General features: G+C 42.0%; 21 protein-coding genes. 5 read left to right on the top strand and 16 right to left on the bottom strand.

Going from position 1 to position 26,466, the window contains the following annotated elements:
- Positions 1 to 52: 52 nt before the first annotated feature.
- Entirely contained in the window at positions 53 to 2,896 is a 2,844-nt protein-coding gene (gene uvrA, locus QYC40_RS02600; protein WP_301992245.1) for an excinuclease ABC subunit UvrA, read from the bottom strand.
- Positions 2,897 to 3,048: 152 nt separating this feature from the next.
- On the opposite strand from uvrA, the gene QYC40_RS02605 reads away from it, so the two are divergent.
- On the top strand, positions 3,049 to 4,095 hold the full coding sequence (locus tag QYC40_RS02605; protein ID WP_301992246.1) for a DUF2157 domain-containing protein: 1,047 nt from the start codon (positions 3,049 to 3,051) through the stop codon (positions 4,093 to 4,095).
- A 58-nt stretch (positions 4,096 to 4,153) separates the two neighbouring features.
- On the opposite strand, the gene lpdA (QYC40_RS02610) is transcribed toward QYC40_RS02605, so the two are convergent.
- On the bottom strand, positions 4,154 to 5,542 hold the full coding sequence (gene lpdA / locus QYC40_RS02610; protein ID WP_301992247.1) for a dihydrolipoyl dehydrogenase: 1,389 nt from the start codon (positions 5,540 to 5,542) through the stop codon (positions 4,154 to 4,156).
- 190 nt (positions 5,543 to 5,732) lie between these two features.
- Between lpdA (QYC40_RS02610) and QYC40_RS02615 the strand changes: the two genes are divergently transcribed.
- Positions 5,733 to 6,029, top strand: coding sequence for a DUF3817 domain-containing protein (locus QYC40_RS02615; protein WP_301992248.1), 297 nt, complete (start codon positions 5,733 to 5,735; stop codon positions 6,027 to 6,029).
- Here QYC40_RS02615 and QYC40_RS02620 read toward each other — a convergent pair.
- The 8 genes from QYC40_RS02620 to QYC40_RS02655 all read right to left on the bottom strand — a co-directional run bounded on the left by QYC40_RS02620 (position 6,026) and on the right by QYC40_RS02655 (position 16,394).
- Positions 6,026 to 6,433, bottom strand: coding sequence for an acyl-CoA thioesterase (locus QYC40_RS02620; RefSeq protein WP_149527083.1), 408 nt, complete (start codon positions 6,431 to 6,433; stop codon positions 6,026 to 6,028). The genes QYC40_RS02615 and QYC40_RS02620 overlap by 4 nt on opposite strands.
- 138 nt (positions 6,434 to 6,571) lie before the next feature.
- On the bottom strand, positions 6,572 to 7,978 hold the full coding sequence (gene lpdA, locus QYC40_RS02625) for a dihydrolipoyl dehydrogenase (protein ID WP_301992249.1): 1,407 nt from the start codon (positions 7,976 to 7,978) through the stop codon (positions 6,572 to 6,574).
- A gap of 191 nt (positions 7,979 to 8,169) precedes the next feature.
- Complete coding sequence (locus QYC40_RS02630) at positions 8,170 to 8,712, bottom strand: azurin (RefSeq protein WP_301992250.1); 543 nt, start codon at positions 8,710 to 8,712, stop codon at positions 8,170 to 8,172.
- 83 nt (positions 8,713 to 8,795) lie between these two features.
- Entirely contained in the window at positions 8,796 to 10,403 is a 1,608-nt protein-coding gene (locus tag QYC40_RS02635) for a response regulator (RefSeq protein ID WP_301992251.1), read from the bottom strand.
- 8 nt (positions 10,404 to 10,411) lie between these two features.
- Entirely contained in the window at positions 10,412 to 10,981 is a 570-nt protein-coding gene (locus tag QYC40_RS02640; RefSeq protein ID WP_301992252.1) for a chemotaxis protein CheB, read from the bottom strand.
- Position 10,982: 1 nt separating this feature from the next.
- Positions 10,983 to 11,816, bottom strand: a complete 834-nt coding sequence (locus QYC40_RS02645) for a protein-glutamate O-methyltransferase CheR (protein ID WP_301992253.1) — start codon at positions 11,814 to 11,816, stop codon at positions 10,983 to 10,985.
- A complete protein-coding gene (locus QYC40_RS02650; RefSeq protein WP_301992254.1) occupies positions 11,804 to 15,253 on the bottom strand; it encodes a response regulator in 3,450 nt (1,149 codons plus the stop codon). The genes QYC40_RS02645 and QYC40_RS02650 overlap by 13 nt, the downstream gene beginning before the upstream one ends.
- 10 nt (positions 15,254 to 15,263) lie before the next feature.
- Complete coding sequence (locus QYC40_RS02655; RefSeq protein WP_301992255.1) at positions 15,264 to 16,394, bottom strand: hypothetical protein; 1,131 nt, start codon at positions 16,392 to 16,394, stop codon at positions 15,264 to 15,266.
- Positions 16,395 to 16,528: 134 nt separating this feature from the next.
- Here QYC40_RS02655 and floA point away from each other — a divergent pair, with 134 nt between their 5' ends.
- From floA to QYC40_RS02670, 3 genes are all read left to right on the top strand, one after another.
- The gene (gene floA / locus QYC40_RS02660; RefSeq protein ID WP_149527075.1) at positions 16,529 to 17,506 is read left to right on the top strand and encodes a flotillin-like protein FloA; all 978 of its coding nucleotides are present in this window, start codon (positions 16,529 to 16,531) and stop codon (positions 17,504 to 17,506) included.
- Between the two features lie 453 nt (positions 17,507 to 17,959).
- A complete protein-coding gene (locus QYC40_RS02665; RefSeq protein ID WP_301992256.1) occupies positions 17,960 to 18,478 on the top strand; it encodes an HAD family hydrolase in 519 nt (172 codons plus the stop codon).
- Positions 18,478 to 19,068 (top strand): nucleoside triphosphate pyrophosphatase, encoded by a 591-nt coding sequence (locus QYC40_RS02670; protein ID WP_301992257.1) that lies wholly within the window; start codon positions 18,478 to 18,480, stop codon positions 19,066 to 19,068. The genes QYC40_RS02665 and QYC40_RS02670 overlap by 1 nt, the downstream gene beginning before the upstream one ends.
- A gap of 375 nt (positions 19,069 to 19,443) precedes the next feature.
- Here the strand turns inward: QYC40_RS02670 and QYC40_RS02675 are convergent, their stop codons facing one another.
- The 6 genes from QYC40_RS02675 to trpD all read right to left on the bottom strand — a co-directional run bounded on the left by QYC40_RS02675 (position 19,444) and on the right by trpD (position 26,442).
- Entirely contained in the window at positions 19,444 to 22,119 is a 2,676-nt protein-coding gene (locus QYC40_RS02675) for a TonB-dependent receptor (RefSeq protein ID WP_301992258.1), read from the bottom strand.
- 61 nt (positions 22,120 to 22,180) lie between these two features.
- A complete protein-coding gene (locus QYC40_RS02680) occupies positions 22,181 to 22,615 on the bottom strand; it encodes a hypothetical protein (RefSeq protein ID WP_301992260.1) in 435 nt (144 codons plus the stop codon).
- 275 nt (positions 22,616 to 22,890) lie between these two features.
- The gene (gene trpA, locus QYC40_RS02685; RefSeq protein ID WP_301992261.1) at positions 22,891 to 23,652 is read right to left on the bottom strand and encodes a tryptophan synthase subunit alpha; all 762 of its coding nucleotides are present in this window, start codon (positions 23,650 to 23,652) and stop codon (positions 22,891 to 22,893) included.
- 4 nt (positions 23,653 to 23,656) lie between these two features.
- On the bottom strand, positions 23,657 to 24,841 hold the full coding sequence (trpB, locus tag QYC40_RS02690) for a tryptophan synthase subunit beta (RefSeq protein ID WP_301992262.1): 1,185 nt from the start codon (positions 24,839 to 24,841) through the stop codon (positions 23,657 to 23,659).
- Positions 24,819 to 25,460, bottom strand: a complete 642-nt coding sequence (locus QYC40_RS02695) for a phosphoribosylanthranilate isomerase (protein ID WP_301992263.1) — start codon at positions 25,458 to 25,460, stop codon at positions 24,819 to 24,821. Before QYC40_RS02695 ends, trpB begins: the two co-directional genes overlap by 23 nt.
- Positions 25,453 to 26,442, bottom strand: coding sequence for an anthranilate phosphoribosyltransferase (gene trpD, locus QYC40_RS02700; protein WP_301992264.1), 990 nt, complete (start codon positions 26,440 to 26,442; stop codon positions 25,453 to 25,455). Before trpD ends, QYC40_RS02695 begins: the two co-directional genes overlap by 8 nt.
- Positions 26,443 to 26,466 lie beyond the last annotated feature (24 nt).

Here is a 26,466-nt window from a genome sequence, read left to right on the forward strand (position 1 = left end):
AATATACCCTTAGTGATTAGCTAAGGGTATATTTTTTTGTATAGTTGGGATGTTATCCTTTCATTTCCAATTTAAGGAATCTTCCGGTTTCAGAGTTCTTCTGCTTGATCAATCCTTCTGGCGTACCTTGGAACAATACTGTTCCACCGTTCTTTCCACCTTCCGGTCCCATATCGATTACCCAGTCTGCCGCTTTGATGACATCTAGGTTGTGCTCAATGATGAGAATGGAGTTTCCACGGTCTACCAGACGATTAATAACACCCAATAGAACATTGACATCTTCAAAATGCAGCCCCGTAGTAGGTTCGTCCAGGATGTAGAATGTCTTTCCGGTATCTTTCTTCGATAGTTCTGTCGCAAGCTTTACACGCTGCGCTTCACCACCCGATAGGGTTGTAGACGACTGTCCTAAGGTGATATATCCTAATCCGACATCCTGCAAGGTTTTGATCTTGCGGTAAATGGAAGGGATGTTCTCAAAGAAGGTCACGGCGTCGTCTATGCTCATGTCTAATACATCAGCAATCGATTTTCCGCGATAGCGAACTTCTAGGGTTTCCCGGTTATAGCGTTTGCCATGGCAGGTTTCACAAGGAACTTGAACGTCTGGTAGGAAGTTCATTTCAATAATCTTCATACCGGCTCCCTGACAGGTTTCGCAACGTCCGCCTTTCACATTGAAGGAGAAGCGCCCTGGCTTATATCCTCTAATCTTCGATTCAGGAAGCTGCACATATAGTGCTCTGATGTCTGAGAATACGCCGGTATAAGTCGAAGGGTTGGAACGTGGCGTACGTCCAATTGGCGATTGGTCGATTTCAATCACCTTATCGATATGTTCTAATCCTTCAATTTTCTTGTATGGCAGCGGCTTTGCCTTTGCTCTGAAGAAATGATGGTTTAAGATCGGGTAGAGTGTATTGGTGATAACCGATGACTTTCCGGAGCCTGATACGCCTGTTACAAGCACTAATTTGCCTAAAGGTATATCAATATCCACATTCTTTAAGTTGTGCCCTGTGGCGCCCTTTAAAGTCAGGCTATGTCCATTACCTTCGCGACGTTTCTCTGGAACTGTTACTTCTTTCTTGCCATTTAGGTAGGCTGCGGTCAAGGAGTCTGCTTTCAGGATATCTTCGGCAGTACCCTCTGCTACGACTTTACCTCCGTAAAGTCCTGCTGCAGGCCCCATATCGATTACATAATCCGCATTGAGGATCATGTCTTTGTCATGCTCCACAACCAATACCGAGTTTCCGATATCACGTAAGTTCTTTAAAGCATTAATGAGTCTTTCGTTGTCTCTTTGGTGTAAACCGATACTCGGCTCATCGAGGATATACAATACATTCACCAACTGCGAACCAATCTGTGTTGCCAGTCGAATACGCTGGGCTTCACCACCGGATAGACTTTTGGAACTGCGATTAAGTGTCAAGTAGTTCAAGCCTACATCTAACAAGAAGCCTAATCGGGTTCTGATTTCTTTGATGATCTCTGTCGCAATGACGACCTGACGCTCATTTAGTCTTTCTTCTAAGCCATCAAACCAGTCATTTAGGGCAACGATATCTAATGCTGAAAGCTCAGCGATGTTTTTGTTGTCAATCTTAAAATGCAATGATTCCACTTTCAACCGATCGCCATGGCAGGACGGACAAACCACCTGCGTACGGAAGTCTTCTAAAGCGGGACTCTCATCGGAGTATTTTCCGCTCATCTCTTCGAGAAGCTTGAAGATGCCGGCGAATTGAATCTTATACTCACGTGCTCCGTAAGAGCCATAAGACACCGTTAGGGAGATAGGTTCTTCCTCTCCAAAGAGCAACATATCGATGATTTCATCCGACAGCTTTTCTACCGGCGTGGTTAATGAGAAGTCGTATTTCTTAGCCACGGCCTTGAGTACCGCGAAGTTCCAGGACTCACGAAGTGGTCCCAGCGGCACAATAGCACCTTTTTGTATGCTTAATGACTTATCTGGAATGACGATGTTCTTGTCGATCTCGAAGATATAGCCGAGGCCATCGCACTTCGGACAAGCCCCATAGGGAGAGTTGAAGGAGAAGGTATTGGGCTGCGGTTCATCATAAGAGATACCGGATTCCGCATCCATTAAATATCGGCTGAAGAACTGTTCTTTGTTCTCTTTATTGGCAATCTTGATAATACCTTTGGCGGTCTTCAAGGCTTGACCAATCGAGGTGTATAGACGCTTTCTGGAATCTTTTTCAACCAGGATGCGGTCAACGACGATCTCAATATCGTGTATCTTGTAGCGGTCAACCTGCATCTTAGCAACTAAGTCTAAGATTTCTCCATCTACTCGAACCTTCGTATAGCCTTGTTTTCTGATCTGCTCAAAGAGTTCGCGATAATGTCCTTTACGTCCTTTTACCACAGGCGCAAGAATGTAGATTCCTTCGCCATCAAATTCCTTAAGAATACGGTCTGTGATTTCATCGTCAGACATCCGTTCCATCTTCTTCCCCGATACGTAGGAGAATGCCTCACTGACGCGCGCATAGAATAGACGTAGAAAGTCGTAGATCTCCGTAATAGTGCCTACAGTAGAGCGCGGGTTCTTGGAAGTTGTCTTTTGCTCGATCGAGATAACGGGGCTTAAACCAGATATCTTATCGACATCCGGGCGCTCCATTCCTCCTAAGAACTGTCGGCTATATGCAGAGAATGTCTCCATATAACGACGCTGCCCCTCCGCATAGATGGTATCAAAGGCTAGGGATGATTTACCACTGCCACTTAATCCCGTAATTACAACAAGTTGATTTCTCGGAAAGGATACATCTATGTTTTTTAGGTTGTGCTCGCGTGCTCCAAATACTTCAACTTCGCTCTGATCTCCTAGGTCTACTACTTTATGTTGGGCCATTAATATCTCCGTGTTTTGCAAGATGCAAAGTTACAGATTTTTATAGGAAGATTATTAGCAGCCTCCCTTAAATATGAGTTATAAGTGGTTCCCAAAAAAGTATTACCTTTATTTAACAAAACGAAAATACACTTTCAGAAAAATAGAGCCACTTGAAGAAACTAGATGTAAGCAAAAATGAACGCGAGATTATTGAAGATGCTTTGTCACATTGGCAATCGCAGTCGCTGTTGGATGATGATAAAGTTAATCAACTAAAAGATAATCTGGATGATAAGGGATTTGAATGGGGGGTATTGGCGCGTTATGCGTTTTGGGTGGCACTTGCTTCGCTCATATTCTCGGTAGTTTCGCTCTTCTCGGATGATTATCTGAATACCCTCATAGAGAAATTCTATGATACGCCGAATGTTGTTTTTTGCATCGTATTTGCTGGACTGGCGGTGCTTTTCTATATGCTTGGCTTCCGGAATAAGCAAAAGAATCCGGAAAAGACCTTTTCCAATGAAACGCTGATGTTGGCTGGTTCTTTTTCTACAGCAGCCTGTATTGGTTTCCTCGGCCAGATCTTAGACCGGACAGACCATTACTTTACGATTCTTTTCTTGCTCTCTATATTAATTTATGGCTTTCTTTCTGTTAAACTCGGCTCCAAGCTTATTTGGGTTTTCACCCTAGTGGCTCTCGGAATTTGGTTTGCAACAGAAACAGCGCTGCATAGCAATTGGGGATTCAAGTTCTGGGGAATGAACTATCCCCTGCGCTTCACGATCTTCGGGGCGCTACTTACCGCCTTCGCTGTCTTGGCGCAGGATAAGATAAAACCTCTAGCCATGTTTCGTTCTACATCTTATGTGATTGGACTTTTATACACGATGATCGCGCTTTGGCTGCTTTCCATCTTCGGGAATTATAGTGATCTGGAGAAATGGTCTTCCGTTCGACAGTATGAGATCTTCTACTGGGGATTGCTTGGGATAGGAGTGTCCCTAGGGCTCGCGCTATACGGGATGAAAGCAAAGGATAATACATCCAGAGATATTGGATTCGTGTTCTTTATCCTGAACCTTTACACGCGTTTCGTTGAGTATCTATGGGATAACATCAACCGAACAGTATTCTTCTTAATCCTAGCGGTGTCCTTTTGGTTCGTGGGAAGATGGGCGGAGAAAATCTGGAAGAAGAAAGATAGCCGATAAAAAATAAGACGCCATATAGGCGTCTTATTTTTAAAATCTTATGTCTATTGTCTAACGACTATAGGTGGATTACTTCGCCGTAAGCATCAGCTACAGCTTCCATAATCGCTTCACTCATTGTTGGGTGAGGGTGAACCGCCTTCAGTACTTCATGTCCAGTAGTCTCTAATTTACGAGCAACTACAACTTCAGCAATCATTTCAGTCACATTCGCACCGATTAAGTGTGCTCCTAAGAACTCTCCGTATTTCGCGTCGAAGATAACTTTCACAAAGCCATCTTTCGCACCTGCAGCAGATGCTTTACCCGATGCAGAGAATGGGAATTTACCAACTTTAACTTCGTATCCTGCGTCTTTAGCCGCTTTCTCAGTGAAACCAACTGAAGCAATCTCTGGTGAACAGTATGTACATCCAGGGATGTTATTGTAGTCGATTGGGTCTACATGTAGACCTTTGATCTTCTCAACGCAAGTAATACCTTCCGCAGAAGCAACGTGTGCAAGAGCCTGACCTTTTACGATATCACCAATAGCATAAACGCCATCAATGTTTGTTTTATAATAATCATCAACCAGAACACGACCTTTGTCAGTTTTCACACCAACTTCTTCAAGTCCTAGGTTTTCGATGTTAGGCGTAATACCAACAGCAGATAAAACAACCTCAGCTTCGATTACCTCTTCGCCTTTTGCAGTTTTAATATGCACCTTAGAAAGTTCTCCTTTGGTATCTACCGAAGTAACTTCTGATTTAGTTAAGATATTGATACCCGCTTTTTTCAAAGATTTCTCTAATTGTTTTGAGATTTCTTCGTCCTCTACCGGAACAATACGATCCATGAATTCAACAATAGTAACTTGTGTTCCGATTGCATTATAGAAATAAGCAAACTCGACACCAATAGCACCAGAACCAACAACTACGATTGATTTAGGTTGCTTCGGAAGATTCATTGCTTGACGGTAGCCAATGATCTTAGTTCCGTCTTGTGGTAAGTTAGGTAATTCTCTTGAACGAGCACCGGTAGCTAAGATGGTGTGTTTTGCTGTATATTCTTTGGTTGTACCATCCGCAGCTTTAACATCAATTTTACCACCTTTTTTAATTTTAGCAGTACCCATAATCACATCGATTTTGTTCTTTTTCATCAAGAACTGGATACCCTTGCTCATACCGTCAGCGACGCCACGACTTCTTTTAACGATAGCACCAAAATCAGCTTCTCCGCCATTTACTTTGATACCGTATTCTTCTGCATGATTTAAATATTCGAATACTTGCGCACTCTTTAGAAGTGCCTTTGTAGGAATACAACCCCAGTTAAGGCAAATTCCTCCTAATGCTTCACGTTCGATAATGGCCGTTTTGAACCCCAATTGAGAGGCTCTGATGGCAGCTACATATCCACCAGGTCCACTACCAATAACAATAATGTCGTAATTCATAAATATTAAGTGTCGTTATGTTATGCTTATACAATTATCCAAAAATACATATTTTTTATTTAGTCTTTCGTTTTCTTTAGCTTAAATGGTTGGAAAAAGGCATAGAAGTGTCATAAACCAGAAAGATAGGACAGCGCGCTTCGAAAACTCCGCTAAATCAATTAATTTGCGCCAAATTAAGAATTACACTATGTTACGTATCTTTCAACAAGTTGCTCTCTGGGAAGCTATTTCTACTATTTTACTTTTCTTCGTTGCCATGCCTCTAAAATATTTCGCAGGAATTCCTGAAGCTGTACGCGTGGCAGGGTCGATACATGGATTCTTAGTAGTCATCTTTGTTGTTCTTCTAGTAGCTTGTTGGCAGACCTATAACTGGTCATTTGGACGCGTTGTAAAGTACTTCTTCTTAAGCTTAATCCCTATTGTTTCTTTCTGGGTAGAGAAAGATCTTAAGCGTGAAATTCAAGCGCAGAAAGCCGCTTAATCACGTCGATTCACGTCTCTATCAACCCCCATATAAGCATAAGTAATCTCCGTTCTACCATGTGGAACAGGATTTCCCTGTGGGTCAAGATTTACAAAGACCAACTTATCGATTGATAAGATTGTCTTTCTGCTAATCTTATTTCTAACCTCGCAACGCATGGTCAAAGAAGTATTCCCGAAGTTAATTGCTTCGATTCCCAATTCGATGATATCTCCTTGTTTCGCGGAGGATACGAAGTTGATTTCTGAGATAAACTTAGTCACCACATGTGGATTGCCCAACTGTACGATGGCATAAATAACAGCCTCTTCGTCTATCCAACGGAGCAGAGTCCCTCCGAATAGCGATCCGTTAGGGTTTAGGTCTTCAGGTTTAACCCATTTTCTAGTATAAAAGTTCATAGGGCAAATTTAAAACAAAACTTTCATGTCTTCATTGAATAGCGTCAGAAATGAAAGCTCTTGATGGCCATTGAAAACAGACGCTTTCACAAAAAAAGGCAAACCGAAGTTTGCCTTTTCTAAATATTTATTTTCTGCTTAAGCGTGGATCGCTCTATTTGCAGTTGCTGCTAATGCAGCTTCTTTTAATGCCTCTGTAAATGTTGGGTGAGCATGACAGATTCTACCGATATCTTCTGCAGAAGCACGGTATTCCATAGCTACTACCGCTTCAGCGATCATGTCTGCTGCGCGAGGGCCAATCATATGTACACCTAAGATTTCATCTGTATCGGCATCTGCTAATACCTTGATAAATCCATCTGTGTCACCAGATGCTTTCGCACGTCCTGATGCTTTGAATGAGAAGCTTCCTGATTTATATTTCTTACCCGCTTCTTTTAATTGCTCTTCAGTCTGACCAACAGATGCAACTTCTGGCCATGTATAAACGACACCAGGAATTAAGTTGTAATCGATATGAGGTTTTTGACCAACGATGCGCTCTGCAACATAGATACCTTCGTCTTCCGCTTTGTGAGCTAACATCGCACCGCGAACAACATCACCAATTGCATAAACACCTTCTACTGAAGTTTCCATATGCTCATTAACAGTGATTTTATTTCCGCGCTCTTCCGTTTTGATACCGATATTTTCTAAGCCTAAGCCTTCAGTGTAAGCAGTTCTACCAACAGCTACGATGCAGTAATCGCCTTCCAAAACAACCTCTTGGCCTTTGGAATCTTCAGCAGTCACCGTTACTTTCTTGCCTTTTGCAACAGCACCAGTAACTTTGTGGCTCATGAAGAACTCCATACCTAAGTTTTTCTTCAATACGCGTTGTAATTCTTTACCTAATCCGCCATCCATCGTTGCGATGATTGATTTAGCATATTCTACAACGGAAACCTTAGCACCTAGACGCGCATAAACTGATCCTAACTCCAAACCGATTACACCACCACCGATAACGATAAGGTGCTTAGGTACTTCTGTTAAATTCAATGCTTCTGTTGAAGTGATGATACGACTTTTGTCAACTGGCAAGAAAGGTAATGCTGTAGGTTTAGAACCTGTAGCGATAATGATGTTTTTACCTTTGATTTCCTCCGTAGAACCGTCATTCTTTGTAATTTTGATCGTGTTCTTATCCACAAATGAACCAACGCCTTCGAAGCTGTCGATTTTGTTTTTCTTGAATAAGAAAGTAATACCAGCAGTATTTTGAGCAATGACGTCGTTTTTACGAGCAATCATTTTCTTCATATCAATTTTTAGGTTGCTCAAAGAGATACCATGTTGGTCAAAGTTATGAGCCGCATTATGATAGTGCTCCGAAGAGTCTAACAAGGCTTTTGAAGGAATACAACCTACATTTAAACAGGTACCACCAAATGTGCTATATTTTTCGATAACAGCAGTTTTCAAACCAAGTTGAGCACAACGGATAGCGGCAACATATCCACCTGGACCACTACCGATTACAATTACGTCGTATTGCATAGAGTTTTTATTTGTTTAACGGCCTCAAATTTACTATTTATCTATGGAACAAACGAACGTAAATCAATATTTACTATAGCAATCGTATGCATAAACTACGTAGAAATGACAGGCCTACCGAATCCTTAGCTATGGAAATAAAAAAGCCCCGAATAATTCGAGGCTAATTTTATGAATTGCGCTAAATAAGATTATTCAGCTACGATTTTTCCTTGCATGATACCGAAGTGACCAGGGAAACTACATAGGAAAGGATAAACTCCCTTTTCCAACGTGAAAGTGATTTTGTCAGATTCACCTGGACCTAATAATTTCGTGTGTGCTACGATAGAAGTAAGTGATGATTTAGGGATGTACTCACTGTCAGCAGCTGCTGCAGCTTCTCCACCAAACGTAGGGATATCAACACCTGGTTTCAATACGACAAAGTTGTGTCCCATAGACTCTTTAGGCATCGATCCAACGTTTTTCAACGTCAATTCAACAGGCTCACCCGCTTTTACGCGAATTAAGTTAATGTTGTACTGCATTTGATCATTTCCCTCAACTGTCCAAGTTTGTGAAGAGGTTACATTTTCAATTCCTGGTACTGTTTCTTCTGTTGTTGAAGCTGGAGCCTCAGTAGTCGGAGTAGATTCCGTAGAAGTAGCCTCCTCTTTCTTCTCTGCATTATTTCCGCAAGAAGAAACCGCGATAGCTAGAGCTAGTGCAGGAGCTAAAATTAATTTTTTCATAACTAAACATTAAATTTAATATCCCCGAATTTACTATAAATAATTCATACTAACGAGTATAACGTTAGGAAATGAAAGATAATTTAAGAATTAATCTTTGCTGTGACAGAAACAATCTTTTGATACAGTTCAATCGGGTCAAAAGGTTTTCCAATCACTCCATCAGCACCGGCTTGGAAAGCGGCAGCCTGCTCATGCTCCAATACCGAAGCCGAGATCGTGATAATAGGAATACCATGCTTTTCCGGTATGATGTGATTCTTGATTTCTTTAATTGCTTCAAAACCGCTCATAATAGGCATATGGGTATCCATAAGAATCAAGTCATAATGATTTGCCTCTACGTTTTCCAACGCCAAACGGCCATTACGAACGATATCCACCTCACAGTTCCAACTACGTAGCATATGCGCAAGCATAAAGGAGTTCAAATCGTTGTCCTCCGCTACTAGAACGCGCATGTTGCTAAACTTCGGAAAGGTGTTGTAAGAAGGTGCATTGGTCTCACTTTTCTGCTCGTCGTGATCCGATGCCTCAAACCAGCCTTCAAAATAAAACTCCGAACCCTGCCCATACTCGCTCTTCGCGCCAACCTGACCATTTAACAGCTTCGCCAAACGTTTCACAATCGCAAGACCTAGCCCAGTACCGCCGAATTTCTTCGTGATACCATCATCAGCCTGTTCAAACGCCATAAAGATCTTTTCCACAGAATCGGCCTTGATACCAATCCCCGTATCCTTGACGATAAAGCGCAACAAAAAGTTATCTGCATGCTGCTCTAACAGGTTTACCGTGAGTGTAATAGAACCCGTTTCAGTGAATTTTAAACTGTTTGAAATAAAATTGCTGATGATTTGCTGCAAGCGCAGGGAATCGTAGCGAATATATTGAGGAACCCCTTCGTCCACTTCAATCTCGAAATTTAGATTCTTATGGGTCGCTTTTATTTTGAATATTCGATCGATATCCTCAATCATCTTCAGTAAGCTAAAGTCCTCAAATTCGATCTTCAACATTCCCGAGTCAATCTTTGAAAGATCCAGGATATCATTGATAATCAGTAGCAGCGATTGCGAAGCATTATCCAAACGCTTTAGCCAATCACGTTGCTCTGCCGTAAGCTCCGAACTTTTGAACATATGCATGATTCCCATAATGCCGTTGATAGGCGTGCGGATCTCATGACTCATGTTTGCTAGAAAAATCTCTTTCGATTTCCTCGCTTGTACGGCTTCTTCTTTTGTTTTTAATAGCTCTTGCCGAGATAGTTCCAATTCACGGTTCTTCTCCTTCAGCTCTTGTTGTACCAAAATCTGCTGTACAAAAGAACGAACCTTCGCCACGGTAATTTCCGGGTTCAACGGTTTGTAGAGGTAATCAACAGCGCCACTTTCTAGGCCCTGCAATAGGTATTTATCTTCCTTGGAAATCGCAGTAACCATAATAGCCATGATATGGCTCGTCTTGGGGTTGGACTTCAGAATAGAAACAAATTCAAATCCATTGATCTTTGGCATTTGGACATCTACTAGTGCAATAGAGATATCCTCTTTCCAGCAGATTTTCAATGCATCATTGGGGTCGGTTGAGGAGATAAGATTAACATGGTCAACATCTTCCAGTAATGCACTCAAACTGATGATATTTTCTTCCTTATCATCAAGGAGCAAAATGTTGATAGTCTTCATTTTAGCAATCAAGTTAATTTACTAAAATAGTCAATTATTTTAGCATTAGTAAGTGTTATAACATTTTTTGAAACTTTTTGACCGCTGGTCGGCATCGTATCGATTTTTGCCTCTTCTGGCGACTGAACATAACAGGTCGCGCCCAGCTCAGCCAGTCGTTTCAAACCTGCGGCACCGTCGGTATTTGCTCCAGACAACAAGAACGCGGTGCTATTTGTTTTATAGATATCAGCGACCGATTCAAAAAATACATCAATAGAGGGTCTGGAGAATTGAACAGGATCCGAAATATCTAATGAAAACCGAAAATCCGGCTCTACCATTAAATGATAACCCGGGGGCGCGAAATAGATATTGTCGGCCAGGATCGGGAGTTTATCTTTTACGGATGTGACACTCCTGTTCAAGCGGCGCGATAAGCTAGATTCTACTTTCGTTTCGTATTTTGAATTACGATGTAAAACCACCACGATTGCCGACGAAAAGTATGTTGGAAGGTGGTCTAGAATATCCACGATGACTTCGTAAGCCCCCGCAGACCCACCAATCACAATAATATTTTTTGCCAATTCATCCATTCTATTTAATCTTCTGGTAGATGTTAAACTCTTTATCTACCACTTTGAAATTCTTCATAACCTCATGCCGCAACAATGTTTCTTTGGTGCCCAAGCATAGAAAGCCAAACAAGGCGAGCGATTCGTAAAACAAATTCATAACGCGCTCTTGAAGCTTTAAGTCAAAGTAGATCAGTACATTACGGCAGGTAATTAGGTGAAACTCGTTGAATACCTGATCCGTAGCTAGGTTATGTGTCGAAAACAAAATATTTTGTCTAAGATCATGATTGATAATTGCCGCATCATAGCGAGCTGTATAATAAGAAGCAAAATGCTCTTTCGAATCAAACGCATTGAAGTTCTCCGTGTATTCTTTGAATTTCTTCAATGGATAGATTCCTTTTTTCGCAACGTCAAGGACCTTGCTATTGATGTCGGTCCCGTAGATAAACGAGCGATCGCTAAGCCCATGCTCGCGCAACAAGATTGCCAGGGAATAGACCTCCTCACCCGTCGAGCATCCAGCACTCCAAATCTTAATTCTGGGAAAGGTAGATAAATAGGGGATGATGTCGCTGCTCAGTTTATTGTAGAAGCCCGGGTCGCGAAACATCTCCGTCACATTCACCGTCACTTCTTCAATAAAATAGGTTTGAAAGCCCGGCACATTCACCAACGCATTCTTTAAATCGACAATATCCATGTTCTCCAAACCCATAATCCGCTGGATTCTACGCTTCAAGGAGGAACGCGTATAGCCCGATAGATCAAAATCTGAGATGTTTTTCAGTAAGAATATCAGATCTTCAATCTCTGAAAAGCTTATTTCGTGAGAATCCTCTAGCTTAGCCATACTTGCATTAATGATACCAATTTGTCGATATCGATTGGTTTGCTCACGTAATCACTAGCCCCCAAATCAATAGACTTCTCTCTGTCCCCCTTCATTGCCTTCGCAGTAACAGCTATAATCGGTAGATTACTATTCTTTTTCTCTTTTCGTATCAACTGGATCGCCTCATAACCATCCATCTCCGGCATCATGACGTCCATGAGTACAATATCAATATGATTCGCCGGATCGTTCACCATCTCCACAGCTTCGCGACCGTTATTGGCAATCTCAATTTGCATATTGTATTCCTGAAGCGAAGAAGTCAGCGCAAATACATTCCGCATATCGTCGTCCGCAATCAACACACATTTACCCTCCAAATTACTAGCACCATAGTGTTCCGTGTTGGCGATCTTATCCAGATTCCTAACCGGATTGTAAGTCGGTTCTGTCAGTTTGTTTAAGAATAAATTAACTTCATCTGTTAATCGGGTATTCGACTTGCTGGATTTTAAAACCATCGATTGCGTATGGCGCATGATACGCTCCGTCTGTTCCGTCGAAAGATCGTATGCCGTATTGATAATTACCGGAAGTTTCTCGTATTTTTTGTCTGCTTTAATCTTATCAAGCATCTCTAAACCACTTCCGTCCGGCAGCTTGATATCCAGGATAATACAATCGAAGTTCGATTCCTGCTCTAATTTTTTCAGACCCGACTCGATGGTAAACGCTTGGATCACATTGATCTGCTGTTCCGCAAAGGCTTTCTTGATCAGATCGCTTTGGAACTCCTGATCCTCGATCAACAAGATTTTTTTAACCCCTTTGTTCAGGTTTAAATTAATGTTCTCAAAGGCAGATTCTATGCTCGCTTCGCTCACTGGTTTAGACATAAAGCCGATAGCGCCATCTTCTAAAAACTCTTTTTTATCAAAGCTCGCTGCAGACATCATGTGTATAGGGATGTGCTTGGTTTCCTCAGCATTCTTTAACGTGCGCAACACTTCCCAACCATCGGCAATAGGAAGCATGACGTCGAGGATAATAGCATCCGGAAGTTTCGACTTCGCCAGTTGAATACCTGTTTCACCATCATACGCTTGAAGGGTGGTGAAACCATATCCCTCTGCAAAGCTTTTTAATATCTCGGAGAAATTGATGTCGTCTTCAATAATCAAAATAGCCTTTTCGCCGCTAGGCTCCGCATTGCTCGCAGTTTTTTCTTCCGCTGGTTCTGGGATAATCGCTGCCTTTGGCATCTCCACCTCACGAACAGGAACTTCTTCATCTTGAGCTTTAACGGGCTCCTCCGAAGATAGGGAAGAAGGGGCGACATAAGGAATAATCAATGTGAATTTACTTCCTTTATTTGGTTCGCTTTCTAGGACGATACGGCCACCTAAAAGCGAGGCAATTTCTTTAGAAATTGATAATCCTAAGCCGGTGCCACCATACTTGCGACTCGTCGATCCATCCTCCTGACGGAAAGCTTCAAAAATCAAGGTTTGTTTCTCCGCCGAAATACCAATACCAGAGTCGGTAACTGCGAAATATAAGTTATTCTGATTCAAACTGATCTTCAAACTAACCTGTCCATCCCTTTCGGTAAACTTGAAAGCATTGGAAAGGAAATTCTTCGTCACCTGTTCTAAGCGGTATTCATCAGTCACAAATTCAGCAGGTGCTTCCGATATATCCACTACAAAGTCAATCTTCTTATTCTCCGCAATCTCTTTGAACAAGGACTCGATATTATGGGCAAATCCGGAAACCGGTATGATTTCATTGTTCAAATCAACTTTACCCGACTCGATTTTAGCTAAATCGAGCAACTCATTGATTAGTTGGAGCAGGTCAGACCCTGCATTGTAAATAACGGATGAATATTTTATCTGATCTTCCGACAGGTTCTTTTGCTTGTTATCCTGAAGCAACTTTGCCAATATCAGTATACTGTTCAACGGCGTTCTTAATTCATGGCTCATGTTGGCCATAAACTCCGATTTATATTTGCTGGCTTGTTCTACTTCAGAAATTTTCTGCTCCACAACCTGTTGGGCATGCTTCAAATCGACATTACGCTTTTCTAGTTCTGCGGCTTTATCGTTCAGCTCTTTATTTGCTTGCGAAAGCTCTTCCTGCTGTACGCGAAGTTCCTCTTCCGAAGCCTCTAATAAGTTGGTCTTATAAACTAATTCCTCATTTGTTATACGTAGTTCCTCTTGCTGCGCCTCCAGCTCTTCCGTCTGGTGCTGCGTCTCGGCAAGTAAGTCTTCTACGAGACTTTGATCTTGTCTAGATTTGATTGCCGAACCAATCGCACGCCCCGCACGGGTTAGGAAGTTTAGAATATTTTCTTGACGCTCATTGCTGAAGGAACCGAAAACTTCAAGTACACCGATGCAGTACTCTTCAAAGACGATGGGGAAAATGATTACTTTCGCAGGAAGTGCCGAAACGATCCCCGTACCTAATCTAACCTGATTGAGGTCATTAATATCTAATACCTTTGGGTTTTTTGTTTCCGCCACGCTACCCACGATTCCTTCGCCAATCAAGATGTTGTTCAGGAGTTGCTTAGAGTCTAAGCCATATGAATCCTTTAAACTGAGCTCGTAAGAATCAATTTTTCGAATATATATCGCTGCAGCATGTCCTCCCAATACGTCTCTCACGATGGATAAAGCATTGTTGGCAATCTGATGTTCGGAGAGATTTCCATTGACTATATTGTATACTTTTGCCGAATTCTGTAGAACCCAGTTCAGCTCTTCCAATTTGTCTGTCGTCCGTTGAAATTCATCGTTGAGCTTACGCTCTGCCGCCGATGTTTTGCTGAGGTAAGCAGATAGTTTCATGATCTGATAGATCACAAATAGGATAACAATCAGGGAAATAATCCCAAGCACCAAGGTAATGGTACGTGTCGTTTCCAGGTATTGTAATTTCTGCTCTGTCTTTTTGGAGCGTATCGCGATGATTTCATTGGTCAGCATATTGCTTGCCGCCGTAATCATTTCTTGTTCATCTGCCAGATTAATAGAAATCGTGTTTAAGCTATTGCTTGATTTCATCGCACTGCGGCTCAGAATGCTATCGCTCACGGTTTGAATTTTCGCAATACTGTGCGGAACAGTATCAATTAATATGTTTCTGGCAGCCAGCTTGGCGATGGTTGCATTAATGTTCGAGCGCGCACGTTCTCTGGAATAAGCATCGACATGGTGCTCGAGGGAGTTGAATTTTGAAATCTGCTGTATCTCAACTTCCCATTGCTGAAGCAAATAGAATTTCTCCTGCGCCAAGTCCATATATTCTTTCATCGCACCGGTATATTCCTTCTGCTTCGCAGTAAAATACCAATAAGAAAAAATAATGACTAAAGTTGCCACGATGATGCTGATCATAGCTTGTAGTCGGGCAGACCTAAGTTTCAACATGTCTAAAGACATAATATTGTTGTTAAAATGTTAATCGATAAGTACAATGTGTTTTATAGCGTTCTGCTCCAAGGGATTCGACAACTGCAATCATTTTCGTATTGAAGCTTCCAATCCAATTCATTTGTATCTCCTGATATGCATGGGGACCTAATTTAGAAACAGAATTTGCAAAATTCACTATTAAGGCGCTTTCAACACCTCTCCCTTGGTAGTCCGGATGTATTCCAAAAACCATCCCTACCATTGTTGTACACTTTCTTGTTGTTTTTCGGTACAAAAATCGAATTTTTTGGCATATGTTTAAACTTCCCTGGCGTAAAAATTTCACTAACAGTTGGTTTAGGTCGGGTAAATTGATGAAAAAACCTATTGGTTGATCTTTAAAGTAAGAAAACCAAATAATTTTCTTGTCTATAGCCGGACGCATATGCGTAATCAATTGGGCGACTTCAGCTCTGCTCAACGCATTGACGCCGTCAAAGTCCCTCCAAGCGGCATTATAAACTTCCATAAAGTAAGTAACGAGTTCATTCTCCGAAAGTCCGCTGATATCTTCAAAGCGGTAGTTCGGATCTTGTTGAATTCTGCCTGCACGCCGCAGAACTGCAGGGCTAAATGCTGCCGATATTTTCCGGCGATAGGTATATTGCTCGAATAAAACTTCGAAAGAATACTGTTTGAAAAGTAGCTGATAATAAGGAGGATGGTAGAACATGCCATAGACTGGAGGGTAGAACCCCTCAATCAGTAATCCCCACCACTGATCTCTGGTGCCAAAATTAATCGGTCCTTCCATGTGGTTCAAACCATTTGCCTGAAGCCAGGTCTTCGCCTGATCAAAGAGTAAATTGGCAGCTTCCTGCTCATCAATACATTCGAAAAATCCAAAGCCCCCACGGTTCTCTCCTCGTTTCTCATCGAAATGGTAAAATGCAGCAATGCGGCCAATTATATCCCCTTTCGCGTCATATAAATTCCAACGATTGCCGTCGCCCTTCTTAAAAAAGGCATTTTTCGATCGGTCAAAAACCGACTCTATATCGCTATTCAGCGGATGAATATAGTTTTGGTTACCTCGGTTGATAAAGGCCGGTAATTCAAGGAATTGTTTCGAATCAGCGGAATTTATCACCTCCTTTAAATGCATCATCTAAAATCATGATATAACAACTAAATATAGGGAATAAACTGGCATTAAAGCGCGAAAAGCAGAAATAAGAGCCTATTCTTCTAAATAAAATTTATATCTTTAGTAAATTGAAACTTTTATTAATCGACAATTAAATGGATCCAGCAATTCAACTTGTACTCATCATTATCGGAGCGGTAATCGCCATATTCTTCCTTCTTTATTTGCTTCCTGTCAACCTATGGTTTACAGCGCAATTATCCAATGTAAAGATCAGCTTACTGAATCTTGTATTGATGCGCTTAAGGAAAGTGTCACCAGCATTGGTTACCAATGCCATGATTACTTCGACAAAAGCAGGTTTAAAGATTAGCTCCAATGAAATTGAAACCCACTACTTAGCCGGTGGAAATGTAAATAAAGTTATCAAAGCACTCATCTCCGCAGACAAAGCGAATATCCCGCTAGACTTTAAATTAGCGACGGCGATTGACTTAGCTGGTCGTGATGTGTTCGATGCGGTTCAGCTTTCTGTAAACCCGCAGGTTATCAATACGCCTCCAGTAGCCGCAGTAGCCAAGGATGGTATTCAGTTGATCGCAAAAGCGCGTGTTACGGTTCGTGCAAACATCAATCAATTAGTAGGTGGTGCAGGTGAAGAAACAATTCTTGCTCGTGTGGGTGAAGGTATCGTAACGACTATTGGTTCTTCAAGCAATCACAAAGAAGTATTAGAGAACCCAGATAGAATCTCGAAAACAGTACTTTCTAAAGGGCTGGACTCGGGAACAGCGTTCGAAATCCTTTCTATTGATATCGCAGATATCGATATCGGTGAAAACGTAGGAGCAAAACTACAAACCGACCAAGCGGAGGCTGACTTGAAAGTCGCCAATGCAAGGGCAGAAGAGCGCCGTGCGATGGCAGTAGCAACAGAACAAGAGATGCGCGCCAAAGCCCAAGAGGCGAAAGCAAAGGTAATCGAAGCAGAATCGCAAGTACCGATGGCCTTAGCAGAAGCATTTAGAAATGGTAATCTAGGGATCATGGATTATTATAAAATGCAAAACATCCAGGCGGATACCGATATGAGAACCTCAATCGCTAAACCAAACGGTCCAGAGAAAAAATAAGAAATCAAGGAATTCGTTTAAATAATAGCAAGGGCTGTACATTGTAATATGATACAGCCCTCGTTGTTTCTAAAAATATCTACTTTCAAATACCAGCAGGAAATACCTCACTTTGGCTTTTTTTTACCGCTGTTTAGCGTAGTTTGAGTGGGTTTATACAAAAAAATAAACCCTGACGATGGGCGCCAGGGTTTGATACTAACCAATTATAAACCTAAATTATGAAAAGACAATTTTAACTAACAATTCTACTATTCCTTCGAATTGTGATACACAAGGTAAAGCAAGAATTTAATTCCGCAAAGACTTTCCTAAAAAAAGTTTCCCCTGCAACTACTTTCTGACAATTCTCTGATTTATGTGTTTTAACAAATAAAGTTTTGGCATTATTTGATTAATCTTACTTATTAATAACTCTTAAAGTTTGTCTAATTTTGGGGATAAATTAAAAATATGATCTTTCAGAAGTTTACACAGATAAAGGCCGTTGTTTTAGATGTTGATGGTGTATTGACCGATGGCACCTTGCAAGTTACCGAGTCGGGCGAACAGTTACGGACCTTCTATGTGAAGGATGGATATGCCATGCAATTAGCGGAAAAAATGGGACTGATGCTATGGGTGATTTCCGGTGGAAGATCGGAGGGCGTACGATTGCGCCTTCAGGGACTCGGGGTGAAGGAAATACATTTAGGCGTCAGCCAAAAGATGGACGTCTTGAACGAGCTCCTTAGCAAATATGAATTAACAGCCGATCAGCTAATGTACGTTGGAGATGATATGCCAGACTACGAGGTGATGCAAGTTGTCGGAATTGCCGCATGCCCGGTTGATGCTATAGAGGATATTAAAACCATCTCGCATTATATGTCGCCATTTAAGGGTGGGCGAGGAGTGGTACGAGATATCTTAGAGAAGATATTGAAGCTGCAAGGAAAATGGGGCGTTCAAACACATATAAAGAGCGTCTAATGGTACAAGATAAATTAAAAGATATTTCGATCATCTTAGGGTCGAAATCGCCCAGAAGAAAAGAGTTGCTAGCTTCGATGGATATTGCTTTTGAGGTCGAGATCAAGGAAACGGACGAATCCTACGACCCAACACTTTCAGCTGTAGAAATCGTTAAGTATATCGCAGAAACTAAGCTAAGCGCATTTGATCGCGAGCTCTATTTTGATAAGCTTTTAATCTGCGCCGATACCATTGTCGTAGACGAGCAGGGCGATGTCCTCGGAAAACCTGCCGATTTGGAAGAAGCAAAAGCTGTAATTAAACGGCTAGCTGGTAAATCACACCTTGTTTATACGGCAGTAGCCTTAGCCTACCAAGATCAAAAAGTAAGCTTTGTCGAAGAAACAACCGTTTGGTTGAATCAACTCTCCAATGAAGAGGTCGACTATTACGTCGAGCGTTATAAACCGCTAGATAAGGCCGGTTCTTACGGCATCCAAGAATGGATTGGCAGAGTCGGGATCAATAAAATCATTGGCTCCTATGAAAATGTAATCGGACTCCCAACCGCACGGTTACAGCAAGAATTAGCGATAGTATTAGCTTAGACATTAGATATAAGACATTAGATTTTAGACGTTTGAATTGTCTTTGAACCAAGAAAGGAAGGATATAAGGATAAGCAGGATCCTGTTAATCCTAAAATCCTTCCTTTCTTGGTTTAAAGGCAAGATATCCTGCCCATCATCAAGCGCTATAACCCATCCGGCCCACCTTTTTATTGCAAAACGCTAGCAAATCATACATCTAAAGTCTAAAATCTAATACCTAAAAGTCTAATACCTAACGACTACGGCTCACTTCCCTTTCAAACCCAATGTAAACCCAATACAAACCCGTATCAAAGCCGCTCTGGAAGGGCTTTGATACGGGTTAAAATGGGGTGATGAAAGTTTTTAATTGCTTTCAGGTCAGTCGCATTCCTATTTGATATGGTAACGGATACCGGTGTAGAACATACGACCGGTAATTGGTCCCCATACGAGATTGGTATCGAAGTTTTGACCAAAAGGATTGTCGAATGCTAAGATTGGATCTTTCTGGTAGAAGTTTGTTAAGTTCTCTCCTCCGATATAGATATCAAAGTTTTTGTTCTTACCGAATGTGCGGCTAACTTGAGCATTCATCGTTACATAAGCATCTGAGCGTGTGCCGAGTTGGTATTCAACCGGATTGCTTGCGGTACTTGGAAGACGTTTTTTTCCTACCACGTTTAAGGTATAGTCAAATGCCCATCCCGAGTGCAGGTTATAAGCTAAGTTCAAGAACCCACGGTGCTTCGCGTTCATTGGTTTCTCCAGTCTTCCAGACTGATAATCTGTTTGTACGTCTAGTAAACGGTAAGCCATGCGTGCTTCAAAATGTTGAAGTGGCATAAAACGGAACTCCGCTTGAATACTATTGGAGAATGACTTGCCATCTAGGTTATAGAAACTAACCTGACGTGGATCTTCATAGTCGATGACTACTTGGTTTTGGAAACGGTTGTGGAATAACTCTACCGAAATACCCGACTCTCTGCCAAATAATTGAAAATTCTGGTCGAACGTGAATCCGGTATTCCAGGATACCTCAGGCTTTAAGCCATACGCATTGGCGCCGTTGATCAGCCCTGCCATATTGTTGATGCTACGGCTGGAAGCGAAAATACCTAAGTTTTCCGCAAAGATATTCGCTGTGCGCTGTCCTCTTCCCGAGCTTAAGCGAAGGGTTGTGTTAAGAGTCGGCTGATAGCGTAATACGGCGCGTGGCGTAGTAAACCAACCATATAGGTTGTTGTAATCTTGGCGAAGGCCTAAAACAGCGTCGAAATTTTCAGACGGGCTAAAGGTATATTCTGCAAATGCCCCTGCCGTGGTTTCTTTGCGGCCGAAATCGTATTGATAAGCAGTTTGTCCTGCCTGATAGCGCGCCAAATCCTCGTCATAGTTATCATGCTGTACCGACGCTCCGACTTTGTATTTATGGGCAACAGAGCCTAAGATGTCTTGGAACAAAAGGTTAGCATATAGGGATTTCTGCTCATTATCGTATGCGTTTAATCCAAAGAAGCTTTCTTGTTTGAAGCGGCTTGCGGACAACTGAAGCCCGATACTACGGTGTTTGTTTGTCGGGAAAACATAACCCAGTTTACCGAAACCTTCAATACGCTGGTTCTTGAAACCTAGTCCGTATAGGTCCGTACCGTATTTATCGGTCTTCTCGTTGAAATCGATCTGTCCACCGATGCGATCATCATGAAGGAATTTAACGCCGAATTGAGCGATTATACCTTTTCCATTCTCATAATGCCATCTGTTGATTCCGGAGAATAAATTACCAACAGGCATATCACGGAAACCATTATCACTGAAGTTCATGGATTTGTTGTACATGAAGTTGTCATGTAATAATAGGCCAACCGACCATTTCTCATTGATATGATGCGATACATTTAAGTTTACATCCGTACGGCCCATGTTATTCGCATAAGCATTGAAAAATAACTTGTCGGAGTTATGTGGCTTCTTAAGTTCCACATTGATTTGTCCGGCCATATTTTCGAAACCGTTCGCTACAGAACCGATTCCTTTACTGATATTGATGGCTTCGATCCAGGTTCCGGCAATAGAGTTCAAGCCTAGAGGCGCGGAAAATCCGCGAGGTCCTGGTAGACCTTCTACCGTAATTTGCGTATAGATACCGCTAAGACCCAACATCTGGATTTGCTTACTCCCTGTCACCGCATCACTGCTAACGACATCCACCGATGCTGTAGTCGTAAAACTTTCGCTTAGATCACAACATGCGGCCTTGAAAAGTTCCTTGGCGGTCAATGTCTCTATTCTGTTCGGGGTAAGCTTCGAGATGTAGTTAGACTTCTGTTTTCTGGAGATTACGATTTCCTTTAGTACATTGTTTTTCGCTTGGATTACGATAACCTCATGCAGGTTTTTTACCTCTACCGTATCACTTTGCATGCTTGCATGGGAAATAACGAGATGACGGAATGGCTTTTTGTGCATAATTTTAAATACGCCATTCTCATTTGTTTTAACCTTTTTCGCAGGCTCGTCTGCCCAGAATACCGTAACTTCGATAATAGGATTCAGATCACCTTTGTCGTTTTCATTCACTACCACTCCGGTCACTTCGTGATCATGGTCGTGATTATGTCCTCCGTCTTCTTCGGGTTTCATTGCGTGCTCATGCCCTTCATGGTCATGGCCCTCATGATCGTGATCAGCATGGTCGTGTCCTTCATGGCTTTCCTCTTCGTCTTCTCCTAAGCGGTCATACAAACAACACTCGTGGAGTTCCTCATAAACCTTATCATCGGCTTTAAACTCTCCGGCATCATGACCAACGGCCGCAATCTGCTTCTTAATATGGTCGACTTTAACCTTGTTGGTATCTAATTTAACGGTTGCGAGATGGCTGTTTTGGCTCCACTCAATCTCTGTTGCACCAGCATCTTTTCCTGCTTTCTCGATGCGCTTTTTACACATGCCGCAATTGCCGGCAACTTCAAAACTTACAGTCGTAAGTTGGCTTTGAGCAACTAAAATTTGCCCACAAAATAATAGTATGATTAATGGTAATAATCTTCGTAAATGCATAATAAATTTAATATTGAATCAATTTTCCTAATAAATAATCTGGATTGAAATCAATATTAAATCAAATTCTGAAGTTGCAGTTTAGTAGATAAACGGGATTGACATAGGCGAGTTGAGTCCGCTCGCTAGGGATATTCCAATTCAAATCCTGCTCTAGCCATTGTTCTAAATATGGCAATAACCATGGAATGACTACTACTGCGGGTGTGAAGTTGAAAAGTTGTTGAATGGAGGATTGTTGCTGTTCCGACTCGCTTTTTAATTCGACTTGTACGTCCTGACACAGGTCTTTGTCCTTACAACAGCTGGCGTCTTTTTCGCTATGTTCCTGATTGTGATGGTGTTCAATACACATTGGGCACTGATCATGTGATACTTTTTCCTCATCTAATACGGAGATCAAAGTACGTTTTCCACAATGATGCATATAGATTGTTGCTCCTGTACTGCATACAGAATAAATCGTCAAAAGCAATATGGCAACAATTTTCCTCATGTGATGTTTCAAATATAGAAACAAATAAAACATTTGTGGATAAAAAAAATTAAAAATTACTTGCGAAAGAGGAAGTGCGGTTTTATATTAGTCTTACTTTATAGTATAAACCTAATAATATTATGGAACAATTAGCTGCACATCCAAGCTTGCTGTTTATTGGCGTCGGAGGACTTACCTTGGCGGCAGGTGCGGTAATTTTTCTATTTAACAAAGTTCTTAACCGAGTTAACTAGATAAAGAAGGGGATATGCTGAATCCCCTTCTTTTTTGTTCTAATTTATCCCTTTAATAGATTGTATAAATGCGGGTATACGGTCTAAATAATCATCTTCCGCCAATAATTTCACGAAAGCTGTTCCTACAATAGCGCCATTGGCATAACTTGTAGCTTTTGAGAACGTATGTTGATCGTGTATTCCAAAGCCTATGATGAATGGGTTTTTCAAGTCCATATCTTTGATTCGTTGGAAATAGTTTGCTGCTTGATCTTGAATATCCAATTGTTTGCCCGTTGTAGCATTGGAGGATAAAAGATAAATGAAGCTGGTCGATAAATCATCGATCTTTCGGATTCTAGATTCTGAGGTTTGTGGAGTAACTAAAAAGATGTTGCTGATGCCATTCTCCTCAAAAATAGGTCGATAGAGTTCCTCATATTCATACATCGGTAAATCTGGAATGATCGTTCCATTCACACCAACTTCCTTGCATGCCTTACAGAATGCTTCAACGCCAAACTGTATAACGGGATTGACATAGCCCATTAGGAATACCGGGATCTGCACATGCTTTCGCAGGTCTTTGAGCTGCTCGAATAGAACCTTTAAGGTCATTCCGTTTTTTAATGCGACCTCCGAACTATGCTGGATGGTAGGTCCATCCGCAACCGGGTCGGAATAGGGGAATCCAATTTCCAGAAAATCAGCACCTGCAGATTCTAAAGCCTTTGCGATTTCTAGTGTGCTATTTATATGTGGGTATCCTGCTGTAAAGTAAATGGACAATAATCCATTTGCGTGTTTTGTTATTTGCATGGTGTTAAAATCCAAAATATTTCATGTAATTGTCTAAATCCTTGTCGCCGCGGCCCGATAGACAGATAACGACGGTCTCATCACCTTTAAAGTTCATCTTCTCCAGATGGGCGAGTGCGTGCGAGCTTTCGATTGCCGGGATGATACCTTCGAGTTTCGTTAATTGCAGGCCGGCCTGCATCGCTTCATCGTCTGTTGCACTGACGTATGTTCCACGGCCCGACTTGAATAACCAGGCATGCTGCGGGCCTATGCCAGGGTAGTCTAAGCCCGCGGAAATAGAATAAGGTTCGATTACCTGTCCATCCTCCGTTTGCATCAGGATGGAACGGCTACCGTGTAGTACGCCTTCCTGACCAAGAATAGTAGTCGCAGCCGATTCACCACTTTCTACACCATGTCCCGCTGCTTCAACGGCGATCAACTGAACATCTTCGTCGTCCAAGAAATGATAGAACATACCTGCGGCATTGGAACCACCGCCAACACAGGCCATCACAATATCAGGGGTTTCTTTGCCCGTTTTCTCTAATAATTGCTTTTTTGTTTCTTCGGAAATGATGGATTGAAAGCGTGCGACCATATCCGGATAGGGATGCGGTCCGACCACAGACCCAATAATGTAATGCGTATCGACTGGATTGTTTATCCAATCTCTTAAAGCCTCGTTCGTTGCATCTTTCAAGGTTCTGCTCCCCGACTTAGCCGCTACAACAGTAGCTCCCATCATCTTCATGCGGGCAACGTTAGGTGCCTGACGCTCAATATCGATCTCGCCCATGTAAACAACACATTCTAATCCTTTCAACGCACATACCGTCGCGGTAGCAACGCCATGTTGTCCAGCACCCGTTTCGGCGATAATTCGTTTCTTACCGAGCTTTTCTGCTAATAGGATCTGCCCAATCGTGTTATTGATCTTATGCGCGCCGGTATGATTTAGATCTTCGCGTTTTAAAAAGATATTAGCGTTGTATTTTTCCGATAAGCGATTTGCACGGTAAAGAGGAGAGGGACGTCCTACGTAATCTTTTAATAATTGTTCAAACTCCGCTTTAAAACTTGGATCCTCAAGAATCGCTAGGTATTGCTCCTGTAACTCTTCCACATTTGGGTACAGCATCTCCGGGATGTATGCACCACCAAAAGGTCCGTAATATCCTTTGTTATTTACTTGATATTTGCTCATGTTCAATTATTTTCAATGCTTTATTTATTTTATCTAAGTCTTTAAGTCCTGCAGATACTTCAAATTTTGAGTTTAGATCCAGTCCGACCAGTCTTTCATCATCGAATTGGTAGGCCTCAGCCAGGTTTTCTAACGATAACCCCCCACTAAGGAAGTAAGGCTTAGCATAAGGATAAGATTTCAGTTTATCCCAATTGAATGTTTTTCCAGTGCCACCATAGGCCTCGCTCTTGCTGTCAAATAAGAAATAGTCGACAACATCGACGTATTCTTGCGGCTTATCCCATTGGAAGTCATCGTCTACAGCAAAGGCTTTGATCAGTTCTACGCCTAATTTCTTTACGTTTTGACACAACGCCACGGATTCACCGCCATGCAATTGAATAGCATTTAGCTGATGATCATGAATGGTCTGCTTGATTATAGCTAGATCTGCATTAACGAAGACGCCTGTCTTTTTAATAGCCTCTGGAATGGGAAGATCTATAATTTCCGAAACATAGCGTGGCGACTTCTCATAAAAGATATGCCCAATATAGTTTATGGGAAGTTTTACCAGTCCCGCAATATTCTCAGGCTCGCGCATACCGCATACTTTGATGAGGATTTCCTTAGCCATTGATCAGCTGATTAAAACTGTTTAATGCTTTTAACCCCAATAAGGAGGACTCCGCTTCGTAGTAACAATCGCCAAAGCTTTTCTCCGGATGGAAGGTTTTGATTCCGAATGCTGCATTCGCCAATACGGTATTGTTCTGTTCGTCGGTACCTTCGCCTTGGATTATTTTTCTGAAGATCTTCGCAGCATCCTCTACCGTATCGCCGCCCGCAAGATCTGCAGCGTTGATTGGGCTAAAGCCGATTTCCTCGGGGGTATAATAGTTCTCTCCGGCGTTGGTAATGATCTTGAAATCTCCGGTCAACGATATTTCATCATAGCCATCCAAGGCATGCATAATGCTGTATTGCTTGTCGGTTCCTTGATATAGGTATGCATATAAGCGCGCTAATTCTAAGCTAAAGACACCTACCGATTGGAATTTCGGATTGGCAGGGTTTGTCAATGGACCAAGCATATTAAAGAACGTCTTCACGGAGAGTGCCCTGCGGATAGGTGCTACGGTTTTCATTGCCGGATGGAATAATGGTGCATGTAGAAAGCAGATGTTCGATCGCTCCAGTTGCGCTTGCAACTCGTTCTGGTCGTTGGTGAACTGATACCCCAAGTATTCCATCACATTGGACGAGCCACAGCCCGATGAAACCCCGACATTTCCATGCTTTGCAACATGGTAGCCTGCACCTGCTACTACGAAAGATGCCAGGGTGGATATATTGAAAGTGTTTTTTCCATCACCTCCGGTGCCACACATATCAATCAAATCGTATCCTTTGAACTCCACTTTATTGCACAGATCGTACATGGCGTCGCGAAAACCACCCAGCTCCTCCACGCGTATGCTACGCATGCCATAGATTGTCATAAAGGCAGCTATCTGATGGCTATCGTACTTGCCGGTAGCAATATTGGTTAAGATGTCGTATGCTTCCTTTCTTGTAAAGGACTTGTATTCAAATAAATGTGCTAGTATCTCTTTCATAAAATTCAATAAAAAGGGCTTGCC

This window comes from Sphingobacterium sp. BN32 (assembly GCF_030503615.1).
Classification (GTDB): Bacteria; Bacteroidota; Bacteroidia; order Sphingobacteriales; family Sphingobacteriaceae; genus Sphingobacterium.